The organism is Cupriavidus sp. 2SB (genome assembly GCF_005503625.1).
Taxonomy (GTDB): domain Bacteria; phylum Pseudomonadota; class Gammaproteobacteria; order Burkholderiales; family Burkholderiaceae; genus Cupriavidus.
Genome location: NZ_SCMX01000122.1, coordinates 1 through 13,805, shown reverse-complemented (window position 1 = coordinate 13,805; position 13,805 = coordinate 1). Strand labels below are relative to the sequence as shown.

Sequence of the window (13,805 nt, the reverse complement as noted above, 5' to 3'; positions counted from 1 at the left end):
CCATGACAGTGCCCTCGACGAACGGGAAAGCCTGATGCTGATGTACGGCTGGATCGTGCTGGCCGTCATGAACCTGATCCTCATTGCCGTGGCGTTCCGTATATCCGTAAGAGGGGGGTCAGGCGGCGTAGCGAAGGAACGCCACGGCAATGAGGATCAGGTTCATGACGGCCAGCACGATCCAGCCGTACATCAGCATCAGGCTTTCCCGTTCGTCGAGGGCACTGTCATGGTGCACATCGGTCTCGGCGGTGCGTGGGCTCATTGGTTGTGCTCCTGGGTGGCATGGTGGACAGGAGCAATGGCCTGCGCCCACATCCGGTACACACCCGCACCGGCCAGTCCAATCGCCACGACGGCGGCGATGGACAGTATCGAGATGGGAAAGAGACGGGATTTCATGCTGGCTGGCTCCTCGGCGAGTCGGTGTCTGGCTGGGATGAATCGTAGGAGCCGCCCATGGGTGGTCTCAATTGGCGAGTGGATGAGGTAGGGTTAAACGTTGGTATAGGTTTGCCAAATCGCACTCACCTTTTCGTAGGTGACGGATGGGCGGATGGATAAGGCGGGGAGGGATGAGGATGGTTCTTTCAGGAAAGACCTAGGGCTTTCCGGGTGGGTTTCTTGTGCCGGGGAGTGGGTTTGCTCGTACCTCCCGGTTTTCTCCCCTTTGGTTTGCTCCCCTCTCCCGCTTGCGGGAGAGGGGAGCAAACCGGGCGGGAGAGGGAGAAAAGAGCAAGCAGAGGGGCGCAAACAAACGAAACAAGCGCCCCGGCAGGCTTGCCGTGCAATCCCGACACAATGTCTGCAAACACGATCACGTAAAGCGTGGCTACACGCCACTATCCGTCCATCGAAACCTTCGGATGGGGCAGCCATGCGTGGCGTTCTGGAAGTGCGGTGCGCCTCGCTCGCCGCCGTTGCATTGACCTTGGGGGCGCTTGCCGGCTGTGCCGGATTCGGCGATGCGCGACCCACTCGGCACCTCGCGGCCGTATCCGGCACGGCGCATAGCCTGCCGGCCATGCACGGCCAGTGGCCGGCGCAGGACTGGGCAGACCAGTTCGGCGATCCCCAACTGGGTGCGCTGACGCGGGAGGCGGTGGCGGGCAGCCCCACGCTGCAGGCCGCATTGGCGCGCCTGGCGTCGGCGCGTGCGCTGGCGGATGGCGCGCGCAGCGGTCTGTATCCGGAGATCGGCATCCAGGGCGGGTTCACCCGCGAGCGGATTTCCGAGACCGATACGCTGCGCGGCACGCCGCTGGCAGGGCGATGGGTGGATCAGGCGCAACTGTCTGGCGCACTCTCGTATGACCTGGATTTCTGGGGGCGCCATCGTGCCGAGCTGCAGGCCGCACTGTCCGGCGTGAGCGAGGCCGAGGCGGAAGCCGAGTCGGCAAAGCTGGTGCTGACCACCGGCGTGGCCCGCGTCTATACCCGGCTGGCCACGCTGTACGCCTTGCGCGATGTCACCACGCAGACTATCGACCAGCGGCGGGAGTTGGCCACGCTGGGCCGGGAGCGGCTTGTGGCGGGGCTCGATACGCAGGTCGGCACGACGCTGCAGGACGCCGACCTGGCCGGTGCCGAGGCCGACCTGACCCGCCTGGACGACGACATCGCCGTGGCCCGCCACCAGATCGCCGCCTTGCTAGGCAAGGGTCCCGACCGTGGGCTCGCCATCGCGCGGCCCGTGCTTTTGTCGATGTCGGCCAGCCAGCCCGTGGCCAGGCTGCCCGACGATGCCCATATCGGCCTGCTGTCCCGCCGTCCGGACCTGGTGGCAGCCCGCTGGCGCGTGGAGGCGGCCTCGAAGGACATCGAGGTGGCGCGCACCGCGTTCCTGCCCGATGTCACGCTCAACGCCATGGCGGGCCTCACCACCATCACTCCCGCCGATTTCCTGCTCGGTGCGAGCCGCGCGTTTGCCTTCGGCCCATCGCTGCACCTGCCCGTGTTCGAAGGCGGCCGGCTGCGCGCGGATCTGCACGGCCGCTATGCCGCCTACGACGCCGCAGTGGCCGACTACAACCAGACACTGACACAGGCGCTGCGCGACACCGCCGACACCGTGGATGGCCTGCAGTCCACGGCAACCGAGATCGCCCAGCGGCAACAGGCGCTGCAACTGGCCGATCACGCTTACCAGCTCGCCGCCCGCCGCTGGCAGGCCGGACTCGTCAACCAACTGGCGGTACTCGCCGCGCAGTCCGAATTGCTGGCCCGGCGCCGTGACGTGGCGCAATTGCAGGGCCAGCGGCTCGATCTTCAATTCCGACTGATCTGGACGCTCGGCGGCGGCTACGAAGGACATCCGCCCGTGGCATCGCTCAACGAACCGGCATCGGCCAATACACCATGACCGCACAGACTTCCCCCAATCCGCCGTCCGTTCCTCCGGCCGCTCCTCCGGCCACGCCCGCACCCGCCGAGGTGGCCGCCAATCCTCGTGCCGTCCCGCGCCGCCGCCTGATTGCCGTGGCAGCGCTGGTCGCCGGCGCAGGCATCGCCTCGGCCACGTGGTGGGTCGACGATGGCCGCTTCCAGGCGTCCACCGACGACGCCTATGTGGGAGGCAACATCGTGCAGGTGACCTCGCTGGTGCCCGGCACCGTGGTGTCGATCGCGGCGGACGACACGCAGCGAGTCACGCAGGGCGGTCAACTGATCGGACTCGATCCGACCGATAGCGAGGTGGCGCTGCAGCAGGCCGCCGCGCAACTGGCGGAGACCGTGCGGCAGGTGCGCACGCTGTACGCCAACAATGGCACGCTGCAGGCGGATATCGCCCAGCGCGTCGCCAATATGGAGAACGCCCGTGACGATCTGCGCAGGCGGATGTCGGTCGATGGGACCGGCGCCGTATCGAAGGAAGATGTCGATCATGCGCAGTCCACCCTCAAGGCGGCACAGTCGGCGTTGCGCGCGGCGCAGGAACGGCTGGTATCGAACCAGGCATTGACCGACCACTCCACCGTGGCCGCGCACCCCGAGGTGATGAAGGCCGCCGCGCTCTATCGCGCGGCCTACCTGACCCATGCCCGCTCCACGTTGCCGGCCCCGGTCACGGGGTTCGTGGCGCGGCGAGCGGTGCAAGTGGGCCAGCGCGTGGCACCCGGCGAGCCGCTGATGGGCGTGGTGCCGCTGAACCAGATCTGGGTGGACGCGAACTTCAAGGAAAACCAGATGGCCGATATGCGCGTGGGCCAGCCCGTCACGCTCTATTCGGACTTCTACGGCTCGCACGTGCAGTACAGCGGCAAGGTGGCAGGCTTCTCGGCCGGCACCGGTGCCGCGTTCTCGGTGCTGCCGGCGCAGAACGCCACGGGCAACTGGATCAAGGTGGTGCAGCGCCTGCCGGTGCGCATCGCGCTGGACCCCGCCGAACTGGCCGCGCATCCGCTGCGGCTGGGCTTGTCGATGCGGGCCACGGTGGATGTGCACGATCACGGCGGCGCCTCGCTCGGCAAGCTGCCAACGGTGACGCCGCTATCCACGGATGTCTACGCGGCGGTGGGCCGCGATGCCGATGCGAGCATCGCCCGGATCATCGCGGCCAATCTTTGACGGAGGGGAAGAGCGTCGCGAATGCGGCGTTTCAGCGCAGCCAGCGCTGCCACGCCGCAAAACCTGCCACGAGCAGGCAGGCCGGCGCCACGATGGCCAGCAGGTTCGACCCCGCCAGCAGCACGGCCTGCTGGTCGATTTCCTGCGAGAGGCTGACCAGCGTCAGGCCAGGCGGCAGGTGATAGGCCAGGTAGGGATCGATGCGTCCCACAAGATGCGTGCGTGCCACGGCCTCGCCGTACTGCAGGCATTGCGCCGCCGTGCCCGTGCCCGCCGCCGACGCCACTTGCCGCACGATGTTCTTGAACTGGTAGGTGTGCGAGAAATCGTCGAGCGACGTTTCCATGAACGAGAGCTTGGCCACCAGCACCAGGGCGAACGGTACGGCCACACTCTGCAACACCAGCGCCTGCAGCATGCGGTCCATCGACAGGTCCGACATGATGCGCGTGGCCAGCAGCCATGCCGCTACCGCGATCATCACGTAGCCCAGCGCGAGATAGCGGCGCGTGCCCGGCAGCTTGCCGCCGTACAGCACGAACAGCACGGCGGCGACCATGCCGAACGCGCTGCTGATGGTGGTGATCATGCCCGTGGTCTCGAACGGAAACCCGAGGCCGAGCTGCATCAGGATCGGCATCAGGTAGTTCCACAGGCCGGCGGTGAACGAATAGATGGCGAAGAAGGCCAGCCCGACGAGGTAGCGCTTGCCGCCGAGCCGGTGGGTGTTCAGCCAGGGATCGGGACGCAGGTGCAGGCGGATGAAGGCCAGCACCATCAGCGCGGCGCCGGCCAGCGGCCAGGCCACCACGTCGAGTGCATCCGACGCCGTGTATAGCCGGAGATCGGCCAGGCCATGCACCAGTGCCAGTGCCCCGGCACCGAGCAGGATCACGGTGAGCCAGTCCATGGCGGCGAGCGTGTCGAGGTCAGGCGCGCGCGGCGGCGTCACGCGGTGCGGGTAGGTGACCGAGACCAGCAGCAGCGTGGCGGCCGAGGCGATGGCCTGCACCACGAAGATCGTGCGCCATCCGGCATCGAGCATCAGGACGGCCGTGACCCATGGGGCGGCAGCCAGCATGCCCAGCGCGCCGACCACAAAGGGCCACAGCAGGCGCGGGCGCTCGGTGGGCGTGGCGATGAGCTGGATCAGCGTGCGCGCTGCAGCAAACAGCCCGCCGGCGCCAAGTCCCTGTACGGCAAGCGCCAGCGAAAGCTGGGTAATGTTGTTCGAGGCGGCGCAAAGCAGGCTGCCGGCGATGGCGATCCACAGGCCGGCGATCGACACGCCGCGATAGCTGAGGTATTCGGCCAGCCGGCGCAACATCAGGTTGGCGACGATGGCGGCGGCGGCATAGGCGGTGAAGCACCAGAGAAATTCGTCGGGCGTGGCGTAGACACCCGCCCGGATCTGCACGGCGGCAGTGGCCAGGATGGCCGTGGCGACGAAGTCGACACCGGTGGCGCATCCCAGGGCCAGTCCCATCAGCGCCACGCCACCATGCGTGACGCGCGGCAGCGCACTCAGCGGGACGGCTGGCATGCGGTCGCGGCAGCGGGGCAGTGCACGGGGCGGGCCGGTTTGACCGAAGCCTTGGCGCTGGCGTTTGCAGAGGCCGGCGGGAACACGCTGTAGTCATAGCGATCGGCAGCAAACGGGCTGGTGGCCGGGTCGTCGGCGGCATGGGCGGCGCCCCCGATGAGGCAGGTAGCAGCCAGCAGGACGCGGGCAGTGCGAACGAGTGTGGTTTTCATGACGATCTCCTGTGCCGTGCAGCAGGAAGGGTGGAGGGAAGCTTGAGCCTATGCGTGCGCGTGAAGCGGTCTTTTCGCGGTATGGACGCCGTTTTCGCAACCGCACGGACCTGTGCAGAGGGGCGCTGAAAGCACGCCGTAAGCCAAGCCGTACAAGGGAAAGCGGCGGTTTGCCGTCCTTTTCGTATCCGGCGGATTCACTATACGAAGGCATAGTGTTAATGGCTGTCCCGACTCGCTAACATGAGCGCCATGAGATTGAAGTGAGGTGCCAGCTTGGCTACGAAACAGGTCGTCGCGATTGTCGATGACGACGAATCCATCCGCACTGCCACTTCCCGACTGGTTCGATCGCTGGGGTGGGAAGTGCATACCTACCCGTGCGCCAAAGCGTTTCTTGCCGCCGATGCCACGTCCGTGACGTGCATCGTCTCGGACGTGCAGATGCCGGAGATGAGCGGGATCGAAATGCTGCGCCTGCTGAAGGCGCAGGGCAGTACCGTACCCGTGATCTTCATCACGGCTTTCTGTACCGAATCCATCCGGCGCGAGGCGCTGCGCGCCGGCGCTCTGGCCTTCCTCTGCAAGCCCGTGAATGGCGCCGAAATCCAGCGACACCTGGATGCCGTCGCCGCACATGCCGTGGGTGCCGATGCTTCCCAGCCGCCCCGCGCCTAGCGTGGCGGTCTTCCGATCTGCCTGACCAGCCTGAGCACGCGCCGCATGCCGGATTTCCTTCATTCCGCCTCACCGCTCCCGTTCGGCGCCTCCGTCGTGCCCGATCCGGCCGCCACCTTTCGCTGGATGCTGGTGCTGGCCGTGGTCATTGCGCTGGCGGTGTTTTCGTTCGATGCCTTTACGCACTACCAGGTGGCGGTGGCCGTGCTGTACGTGCTGGTGGTGCAACTGGTGGCGGTGTCGGGTTCGGCCAGGCTGACCGTGATCGCCAGCCTGGCGTGCGTGGTGTTGACGCTGGCGGCGTTCGTGCTGACGCATGAACCGGCCAGTACGATGGGCGCGCTGGGGCGCTGCCTGGTGAGCCTGCTGGCGATTGCCGCGGCCACGGCGCTGTCCATGCGGCACCTTCGCACGGACCGCCGCATGCGCGAGCAGATCGAACTGCTCAACTTGTCGCACGACGCCATCGTGATCTATGACATGCATGGCGTGGTCACGTTCTGGAACCGCGGCGCCGAGATACTGTATGGCTGGCCCGCCGACATGGCGGTTGGCACGGATTTCCACACCCTGACCGATTCGCGTTTTCCGCAGCCACACGATGTGGTCTACGAGATGCTGTCCCGCCAGGGCCGCTGGGAGGGCGAGGTGGAACGCCGCCATCGCGATGGACACGGCCTGATCGTGGCGAGCCGTATCGCGTTGTGGCGCGACAGCCAGGGGCGTGCCATCGCGTTGATGGCCACGAACAACGACATCACCGAAAGGCGCCGTGCGGAGATGGAGCTGGCGCGCAACGAAGCCTTTCTGGCCGACGCCCAGCGCCTGAGCAAGACCGGCAGTATCCAGCGGTTTCGCGATTCCACCGAGATGAACTGGTCGGACGAGGCATTCCGCATCCTCGGCTACGGCACGGAGGAAATCCCCCGTTTCGAACGTGTGTTGGCGCGCACGCATCCGGACGACATGGACGTTGTGAAGGGCATGGACGCCGCGATCCGCCGGGGCGAGCCCCACATCGACGGCAAGCACCGCCTGCTGATGCCCGACGGCGAGGTCAAGCACGTGCATTTCGTGGCGCGGATCAACGAACGGCCCGGCCAGCGGACGGAGTACGTGGGCGCGGTCATGGACATCACGGCAGCCGTGGCCGCACAAGAGGCGCTGCAACGATCACTGACGGAGTTGGCACATGTGTCGAGACTGACTACACTTGGCGGGCTGGCGACAACGATGGCCCACGAAGTGACGCAGCCGATTGCGGCCATCGTGACGTGCGGGGATTCGGCGCTGCGGTGGATGGATCGGCCCGACCCCGACGTGCCGGAAGCCAGGCAATCCGTGGAGCAGATGATCCGCGACGCGCAGCGGGCGTCCGAGATCATCAAGCAGATTCGCGGCATGGCGCAGAAGCGTGAGCCGCAATGGGCGGCGGTACAGGTCAACGCGCTCGTGCGCGAAGCCCTGTCGCTGCTGGCGCGCGAGTGTGCCACGCACCAGGTGCAGCTCGATGTACAGTTGCCGGAGGAGGCGTGGGTCGTTCCGGGCGATCCGGTGCAGTTGCAGCAAGTCATGGTGAATCTGCTGGTCAACGCCATGCAGGCCATGTCCGAAGCGGGCAGCGAACGGCGCGTGCTGCGGGTGAGTACCTTGCTGGCCGATGCATCGCATGTCCGGATCGTGGTCAGCGACACCGGCCCAGGGTTTGCGGACGGCGATGCCGAGCGCATTTTCCGGGCTTTTCATACAACAAAAAAAGACGGGGTGGGCATGGGGTTGTCGATATGCAGGTCCATCGTGGAAGCGCATGGCGGCCAGATCTGGGCCACCTCGGGCAATCCCGGGGCCAGCTTCCATGTGGAACTGCCGCTCCGGAGGGAAGGGGAATCATGAATTCAGCAGTCTCAACCGATAACGGGCCCTCCATGGTCTACGTGGTCGATGACGACGAGTCGATGCGCAAGGCCGTGATGATGCTGCTGCGCTCAGTCGGCTACCAGGTGGAGGCCTACGCATCGGCTACGGACTTCCTGGCCGCGCCCATGCAGGACGTGCCCAGCTGCCTGATTCTCGACGTGCGCCTCAAGGGCCAGAGCGGCCTGGCCGTGCAGGAACAGTTCGCCGCCAGCAAGATGCAGATTCCGATCATCTTCATGACCGCGCACGGCGATATCGCGATGTCGGTCAAGGCCATGAAGGCCGGCGCCATGGATTTCCTCGCCAAGCCCTTCCGCGACCAGGACATGCTCGACGCCGTGGAAAGCGCCCTGGCCCGCGATGCAGCCCGACGCGAGCTGGACCGCACCGAATCGGACCTCCGCGTGCGCTACGCCGAACTGACGCCACGCGAGAAGGAAGTCATGGGCTACGTGGCCCGCGGCCTGCTGAACAAGCAGATCGCCGCCGAACTGGACCTCAGCGAGATCACCGTCAAGATCCACCGCGCACAAGGCATGAAGAAAATGGGCGCCAGGTCGCTCGCGGATTTCGTGCTGAAGGCGGAAGCGCTGGGGATTGTGGAATCGGCGACGAATGGGGGGAAGTAAGGCGGATTCCGCCATTGTTTTTACTCTCCTCTCCCGCAAGCGGGAGAGGAGAGCGCATAGCGACAGGTAGCAGCAACACAAACAAAAAAGCCACCCCGCAGGGTGGCTTTTGTCCTTCAAATCCACACCAGACCGATCAGCCCTTCAGCACAACCCCAATCGCATTCGCCACCACTCCCACATTGCTGTCATTCAAGCCGGCCACGCACATGCGGCCCGAGCGCAGGATGTAGACGCCGTGTTCGTTGCGCAGGCGATCGACTTGCTCGGCCGAGAGCCCCGTGTACGTGAACATGCCGCGCTGCTTCACGTAGCGCGACAGCTTCTCGCCGCTCACATGTTCACGCAGTTGGTCGTGGATGGCCTGGCGCATGCGGGCGATGCGCTGGCACATCGCGGCCAGTTCTTCTTCCCAGCTCTTGCGCAGTGCCGGGGTGGTCAGCACACGCGCCACCACGCGGGCGCCGTGCGTCGGCGGGTTGCTGTAGTTGGCGCGCACGGCGCCCGTGAGTTGGCCCAGCACGCGGCTGGCTTCGTCGGCGCTCTGGCAGATCACGCTCAGGCCGCCGCAGCGTTCGCCATACAGCGAGAAATTCTTCGAGAACGAGTTCGCCACCAGTGCAGGCACGTTCTGGCGCGCCAGTTCACGCACGGCGAAGGCGTCGTCATCGAGGCCGGTGCCAAAGCCCTGGTAGGCCATGTCGACGAACGGCAGCAGCTTGCGCGCCTTCAGTACGCCGATCACCTGGCGCCACTGGTCTTCGTTCAGATCCACGCCGGTCGGGTTGTGGCAGCAGGCATGCAGCAGTACCACGTCGCCCTGCGGAATGGCTTCGATAGCCGCGAGCATCGCGTCGAACTTCAGGCCGCCGGTTTCAGCGTCGTAGTACGGATAGCTTTCCACTTTGAACCCGGCGCGCTCGAAGACCACGCGATGGTTCTCCCAGCTCGGGTCGCTGATCCACATCTTGGCCGTGGGGAAGTAGCGGCGCAGGAAATCGGCACCCACGCGCAGCGCGCCCGAGCCACCCAGCGTCTGCAGCGTGGCGATGCGGCCTTCGGCGCGCGCGGCGCTGTCTTCGCCAAACACCAGCGCCTGCACGGCCTGGCGGTATGCGGCCATGCCAGCCATCGGCAGGTAAGGGCGCGGACCCATGTCGGCCAGCAGTGCGGCTTCGGCTTCGGCCACGGCCTGCATCACGGGCAGGCGGCCTTGATCGTCGAAGTAGATGCCGATGCTGAGGTTGACCTTGCTGGTGCGCGGATCTTGCTGGAAATCTTCGTTCAGCGAGAGGATGGGGTCGCCGGGGAATGACTCGATGTGTTCGAACATGGGAGGCTTCTTCTGGTTCAGGGGGGCGGGCGGCTTCGATGCGATGCCGCCCGCGCCGGATCACTGGATCTGGGCGCTGGCGACGGGCAGGGCCGCGCCGGCGTTCTTTTGCCGGAGGCGATAGCTTACGCCAAGTACGGCCAGCCAGACAGGGATCAGATACACAGACAGGCGCAGGCCCGGCGTCATGAACATCACCACCAGGATGCCGGCCAGGAACGCCAGCGTCAGGTAGTTGGTCAGCGGATAGCCGAGGCTGCGGAACGACGTGGTCTCGCCAGCCTTGCGCTTGGCGCGGCGGAACATCAGGTGAATGATGCTGATCATCGCCCAGTTGATGATGAGTGCCGATACCACCAGACCCATCAGCAGCTCGAATGCTTCGCCGGGCATCAGGTAGTTGACCAGTACGCAGAAACCGGTGGCAATGGCGGACACAGCCAGTGCAGCCAGCGGAATGCCACGACGGTTTACTTTCAGCAGGGCGCGCGGGGCGTTGCCCTGTTGCGCCAGGCCCAGCAGCATGCGGCTGTTGCAGTAGACGCCACTGTTATAGACCGACAGTGCAGCGGTGAGCACCACCACGTTCAGCACGGTTGCCACGATATCGCTGTTCAGCGCGTGGAAGATCAGCACGAACGGGCTGCCGCCGGTGACCACCTTCTGCCACGGATAGAGCGACAGCAGCACGGCCAGTGCACCCACGTAGAAAATCAGGATGCGATAGATCACCTGGTTGGTGGCCTTGGGAATGCTCTGGCTCGGGTTGTCGGCCTCGGCGGCGGTAATGCCCACCAGTTCGAGTCCGCCGAAGGAGAACATGATCACGGCCATCGCCATCACCATGCCGCCCAGTCCATTGGGGAAGAAGCCGTTGTGCTGCCACAGGTTGGCCACGCCGGCTTCAGGACCTGCGCCGCCGGAGGCCAGCAGGTAGGCGCCGAAGACGATCATGCCCACGATGGCCACGACCTTGATGATCGAGAACCAGAACTCCATCTCGCCGAACGATTTCACGCTGGCAAGGTTGATGGCGTTGATGATCACGAAGAAGCCCAGCGCCGAGACCCATGTGGGGACATCGGGCCACCAGTACTGGACATAGAGACCCACGGCCGACAGTTCGGCCATGCTGACCAGGATGTAGAGCACCCAGTAGTTCCAGCCAGACATGAAGCCGGCGAAGTGGCCGCAATACTTGTTGGCGAAGTGGCTGAACGATCCGGCCACGGGTTCATCGACGACCATCTCGCCCAGCTGGCGCATGATGAAGAAGGCGACGATGCCGGCGAGGGCGTAGCCGAGCAGGACAGAAGGGCCTGCAAGCTTGATGGCGGGGCCGATGCCGAGAAAGAGGCCGGTGCCGATGGCGCCACCGAGCGCAATCAATTGGATGTGGCGATTCTTCAGGCCACGCTGGAGCGTGCCCTGGCTGTCGGTTGCATGCATGGAGTTGTCTTTCCTCTACCCATTCTTGTGGAATGGCGCGCGCCTCTATCAACGGGCGCTTGAAAAAAACGCCGACGCGGGTAGCGCCGGCGCGCAGGGGTCCGCGCCGGCAGCCCGAGAGGATACCGGTACACGGTTGGAAAAGCAGGGGTTTAGGGCGACCCGGACGGGAATCCGGGCGCCGGCGTCACACTTTCAGCGTGCCGCGTTCGATCTGGTCGCGTTCGAGTGACTCGAACAGCGCCTTGAAGTTGCCTTCGCCGAAGCCATCGTCACCGGCGCGCTGGATGAACTCGAAGAACACGGGGCCGAGCACACCTTTCGAGAAAATCTGCAGCAGCAGACGGGGCTTGCCGTTCTCGGTGGTGCCATCCACCAGGATGCCGCGCGCCTTGAGTTGATCCACCGGCTGGTTGTGGCCGGGCAGGCGGGTGTCCAGTGCCTCGTAGTAGTAGTCGTTCGGCGCGGTCATCAGTTCCACGCCCGACAGTTGCAGGCTGTCGATGACTTCGATCAGGTCGTCCACCAGGAAGGCGATGTGCTGGATGCCTTCGCCATTGAACGCCATCAGGAATTCTTCGATCTGGCCGGCACCCTTCGACGATTCCTCGTTCAGCGGAATGCGGATCATGCCGTCCGGCGCGGTCATCGCCTTGGAGGTCAGGCCGGTGTACTCGCCCTGGATGTCGAAGTAGCGGATCTCGCGGAAGTTGAACAGGCGTTCGTAGAAGTTCGCCCAGTACGCCATGCGACCACGGTAGACGTTGTGCGTCAGGTGATCCACGAGCTTGAGGCCGTGACCCTTGGGACGGCGGTCCACGCCTTCGATGAATTCGAAGTCGATGTCATAGATCGACTTGCCGTCTTCGAAACGGTCGATCAGGTACAGCGGCGCGCCGCCAATGCCCTTGATGGCCGGCAGGCGCAGTTCCATCGGACCGGTGGCGATCTCGATCGGCTGGGCGCCGAGCATGAGCGCGCGGTTGTACGCCTTGTGCGAATCCTTCACGCGGAAAGCCATGCCGCAGGCGCTCGGGCCGTGCTCGGCGGCGAAATAGGCGGCTTCGCTGTGCGGCTCGTTGTTGACGATGAAATTGATGTCACCCTGGCGGAACAGCAGCACGTCCTTGGAGCGGTGGCGGGCCACGAGGGTGAAGCCCATCTTTTCGAACAACGGCTCCAGCACATTGGGCGTGGGCGAGGCGAATTCGACGAACTCGAAGCCTTGCAGTTGCATCGGGTTTTCAAAGAGATCGGCCATGGTCGGTGCGCTCGGGGGCGAGTGTGGGGTGAAATCGTAGTAAAGCCAGGCGGCTTTCTCAGGTGCTTTGGGCGACGCTTGCGGCGCGCTGCAACGTGGAGAAATTGTAGAACTCGCCGCGCTAAATAGGATTTCGTAAAGGCCGCAGGGAAACCCTTGGATGTGAGATAAAATTTCGCCGCACTCACTCCTCAGGAAATGAAAATGCAGCAAAACGACCTCGACCGCACCGACCGGCGCTTGCTTGGCATGCTGCAGGAACATGGCCGTGTGTCCAATCTGGAACTGGCCGAGGCGATCAACCTGTCGCCGGCCCAGACATTGCGACGTCATCGCCGCCTGGAGGAAAGCGGCATCATCAAGCGCTACGAGGCCCGGCTCGATAGCGCGGCGCTGGGGTTTGGCGTGACGGCGTTCATCCACGTGACGATGGAGCGCGGCCATATTCGCGACCTGTCCAAGTTCAAGGGACTGGTGGCGGAGCTCGCGCAGATCCAGGAGTGTTTCTCCGTGACCGGCGATATCGACTACGTGCTGAAGGTAGTAGCGAAGGATCTGAAGTCGCTGTCAGACTTTTTGCTCGATACGTTGATGCGCATCCCCGGCGTGAGCGGCGTGAAGTCGAGCGTGTGCCTCGACGAAATCAAATGCACGAGTGCGATGCCGCTGGATATCTAGCCGAGTTTCGCCATGGCATCGGCGATGTCACTGGCCGACTCCGGGCGTACAAGCCGCGCCACTTCCTGACCATCGCGCATGAAGATCAGCGTGGGCCAGAGCTTCACGCGGAACGAGCGGCCAAGCGGACGTCCACTGCCATCTTCCACCTTGATGTGATCGAGGTCGCCATGCTCGCGGAATGCGGTTTCGATCAACGGCTGCGCGCGTTGGCAGAAACCGCACCACGGCGTGCCGAATTCAATGACGAGCGAACCGGGACGGGAATCGATGTCGGCACGCTTGGGTTCGGTGGCGGCGAAGGTGGTGGTCATGGGCATGGGGTGGGTCCTTGGGTGTTTTGGGGCATTTTGCCAGTGGTGGCGAAAGCGTGCGCGCAACGTAAAACCACCCGCCGGCAGCTATGCGCTCCCCTCTCCCGCCATAGCGGTGTATAGCCCGGACACATAGGTAACACCTGTTCGGAGACATGGGTAACACATCTAGACTGGCTGGCAGTGTCTTTTGGGAGACCTGCCATGCCGTGGAAGGAAGTGTC

14 protein-coding genes are annotated in these 13,805 nt (G+C 64.8%); 6 read left to right on the top strand and 8 right to left on the bottom strand.

Annotation, left to right across the window (positions count from 1 at the left end; genetic code table 11):
• Nucleotides 1-118: 118 nt before the first annotated feature.
• Together FFS21_RS32175 and FFS21_RS32170 are read right to left on the bottom strand one after the other, a co-directional pair.
• Nucleotides 119-265, bottom strand: coding sequence for a hypothetical protein (locus FFS21_RS32175; RefSeq protein ID WP_160473504.1), 147 nt, complete (start codon nucleotides 263-265; stop codon nucleotides 119-121).
• Nucleotides 262-402: a hypothetical protein gene (locus tag FFS21_RS32170; protein ID WP_160473505.1), complete on the bottom strand. Its 141-nt coding sequence runs from the start codon at nucleotides 400-402 to the stop codon at nucleotides 262-264. The genes FFS21_RS32175 and FFS21_RS32170 overlap by 4 nt, the downstream gene beginning before the upstream one ends.
• 475 nt (nucleotides 403-877) lie before the next feature.
• On the opposite strand from FFS21_RS32170, the gene FFS21_RS30530 reads away from it, so the two are divergent.
• Complete coding sequence (locus FFS21_RS30530; protein ID WP_171020529.1) at nucleotides 878-2,362, top strand: efflux transporter outer membrane subunit; 1,485 nt, start codon at nucleotides 878-880, stop codon at nucleotides 2,360-2,362.
• A complete protein-coding gene (locus FFS21_RS30525; protein WP_137928407.1) occupies nucleotides 2,359-3,567 on the top strand; it encodes an HlyD family secretion protein in 1,209 nt (402 codons plus the stop codon). Before FFS21_RS30530 ends, FFS21_RS30525 begins: the two co-directional genes overlap by 4 nt.
• A gap of 31 nt (nucleotides 3,568-3,598) precedes the next feature.
• Here the strand turns inward: FFS21_RS30525 and FFS21_RS30520 are convergent, their stop codons facing one another.
• Together FFS21_RS30520 and FFS21_RS30515 are read right to left on the bottom strand one after the other, a co-directional pair.
• Complete coding sequence (locus tag FFS21_RS30520; RefSeq protein WP_137928406.1) at nucleotides 3,599-5,110, bottom strand: MFS transporter; 1,512 nt, start codon at nucleotides 5,108-5,110, stop codon at nucleotides 3,599-3,601.
• Nucleotides 5,092-5,322: a hypothetical protein gene (locus FFS21_RS30515; protein ID WP_137928405.1), complete on the bottom strand. Its 231-nt coding sequence runs from the start codon at nucleotides 5,320-5,322 to the stop codon at nucleotides 5,092-5,094. Before FFS21_RS30515 ends, FFS21_RS30520 begins: the two co-directional genes overlap by 19 nt.
• 276 nt (nucleotides 5,323-5,598) lie before the next feature.
• Between FFS21_RS30515 and FFS21_RS30510 the strand changes: the two genes are divergently transcribed.
• Genes FFS21_RS30510 through FFS21_RS30500 form a run of 3 tightly spaced genes read left to right on the top strand, consistent with a single transcriptional unit; the run spans nucleotide 5,599 to nucleotide 8,546 of the window.
• Nucleotides 5,599-6,000, top strand: coding sequence for a response regulator transcription factor (locus FFS21_RS30510; protein ID WP_137928404.1), 402 nt, complete (start codon nucleotides 5,599-5,601; stop codon nucleotides 5,998-6,000).
• Nucleotides 6,001-6,045: 45 nt separating this feature from the next.
• Nucleotides 6,046-7,893 carry a PAS domain-containing sensor histidine kinase gene (locus FFS21_RS30505; RefSeq protein WP_237380451.1) on the top strand — a complete coding sequence of 616 codons (1,848 nt, stop codon included), beginning with the start codon at nucleotides 6,046-6,048 and terminating at the stop codon, nucleotides 7,891-7,893.
• Entirely contained in the window at nucleotides 7,890-8,546 is a 657-nt protein-coding gene (locus FFS21_RS30500; RefSeq protein WP_137928403.1) for a response regulator transcription factor, read from the top strand. Before FFS21_RS30505 ends, FFS21_RS30500 begins: the two co-directional genes overlap by 4 nt.
• Before the next feature lie 136 nt (nucleotides 8,547-8,682).
• Here FFS21_RS30500 and FFS21_RS30495 read toward each other — a convergent pair whose 3' ends face one another.
• The 3 genes from FFS21_RS30495 to hppD all read right to left on the bottom strand — a co-directional run bounded on the left by FFS21_RS30495 (nucleotide 8,683) and on the right by hppD (nucleotide 12,589).
• Nucleotides 8,683-9,879: an amino acid aminotransferase gene (locus FFS21_RS30495; RefSeq protein ID WP_137928402.1), complete on the bottom strand. Its 1,197-nt coding sequence runs from the start codon at nucleotides 9,877-9,879 to the stop codon at nucleotides 8,683-8,685.
• Nucleotides 9,880-9,939: 60 nt separating this feature from the next.
• Complete coding sequence (locus FFS21_RS30490; RefSeq protein WP_137928401.1) at nucleotides 9,940-11,328, bottom strand: amino acid permease; 1,389 nt, start codon at nucleotides 11,326-11,328, stop codon at nucleotides 9,940-9,942.
• 187 nt (nucleotides 11,329-11,515) lie between these two features.
• Nucleotides 11,516-12,589 carry a 4-hydroxyphenylpyruvate dioxygenase gene (gene hppD / locus FFS21_RS30485; protein WP_137928400.1) on the bottom strand — a complete coding sequence of 358 codons (1,074 nt, stop codon included), beginning with the start codon at nucleotides 12,587-12,589 and terminating at the stop codon, nucleotides 11,516-11,518.
• Nucleotides 12,590-12,793: 204 nt separating this feature from the next.
• Between hppD and FFS21_RS30480 the strand changes: the two genes are divergently transcribed.
• Complete coding sequence (locus FFS21_RS30480; RefSeq protein WP_137928399.1) at nucleotides 12,794-13,267, top strand: Lrp/AsnC family transcriptional regulator; 474 nt, start codon at nucleotides 12,794-12,796, stop codon at nucleotides 13,265-13,267.
• On the opposite strand, the gene FFS21_RS30475 is transcribed toward FFS21_RS30480, so the two are convergent.
• On the bottom strand, nucleotides 13,264-13,587 hold the full coding sequence (locus FFS21_RS30475) for a thioredoxin family protein (protein WP_137928398.1): 324 nt from the start codon (nucleotides 13,585-13,587) through the stop codon (nucleotides 13,264-13,266). The genes FFS21_RS30480 and FFS21_RS30475 overlap by 4 nt on opposite strands.
• Nucleotides 13,588-13,805 lie beyond the last annotated feature (218 nt).

Coding starts and splice junctions, on each gene's coding strand:
- FFS21_RS32175 (WP_160473504.1), bottom strand. CDS start 265: ATGAGCCCACGCACCGCCGAGACCGATGTGCACCATGACAGTGCCCTC.
- FFS21_RS32170 (WP_160473505.1), bottom strand. CDS start 402: ATGAAATCCCGTCTCTTTCCCATCTCGATACTGTCCATCGCCGCCGTC.
- FFS21_RS30530 (WP_171020529.1), top strand. CDS start 878: ATGCGTGGCGTTCTGGAAGTGCGGTGCGCCTCGCTCGCCGCCGTTGCA.
- FFS21_RS30525 (WP_137928407.1), top strand. CDS start 2,359: ATGACCGCACAGACTTCCCCCAATCCGCCGTCCGTTCCTCCGGCCGCT.
- FFS21_RS30520 (WP_137928406.1), bottom strand. CDS start 5,110: ATGCCAGCCGTCCCGCTGAGTGCGCTGCCGCGCGTCACGCATGGTGGC.
- FFS21_RS30515 (WP_137928405.1), bottom strand. CDS start 5,322: ATGAAAACCACACTCGTTCGCACTGCCCGCGTCCTGCTGGCTGCTACC.
- FFS21_RS30505 (WP_237380451.1), top strand. CDS start 6,046: ATGCCGGATTTCCTTCATTCCGCCTCACCGCTCCCGTTCGGCGCCTCC.
- FFS21_RS30500 (WP_137928403.1), top strand. CDS start 7,890: ATGAATTCAGCAGTCTCAACCGATAACGGGCCCTCCATGGTCTACGTG.
- FFS21_RS30495 (WP_137928402.1), bottom strand. CDS start 9,879: ATGTTCGAACACATCGAGTCATTCCCCGGCGACCCCATCCTCTCGCTG.
- FFS21_RS30490 (WP_137928401.1), bottom strand. CDS start 11,328: ATGCATGCAACCGACAGCCAGGGCACGCTCCAGCGTGGCCTGAAGAAT.
- hppD (WP_137928400.1), bottom strand. CDS start 12,589: ATGGCCGATCTCTTTGAAAACCCGATGCAACTGCAAGGCTTCGAGTTC.
- FFS21_RS30480 (WP_137928399.1), top strand. CDS start 12,794: ATGCAGCAAAACGACCTCGACCGCACCGACCGGCGCTTGCTTGGCATG.
- FFS21_RS30475 (WP_137928398.1), bottom strand. CDS start 13,587: ATGCCCATGACCACCACCTTCGCCGCCACCGAACCCAAGCGTGCCGAC.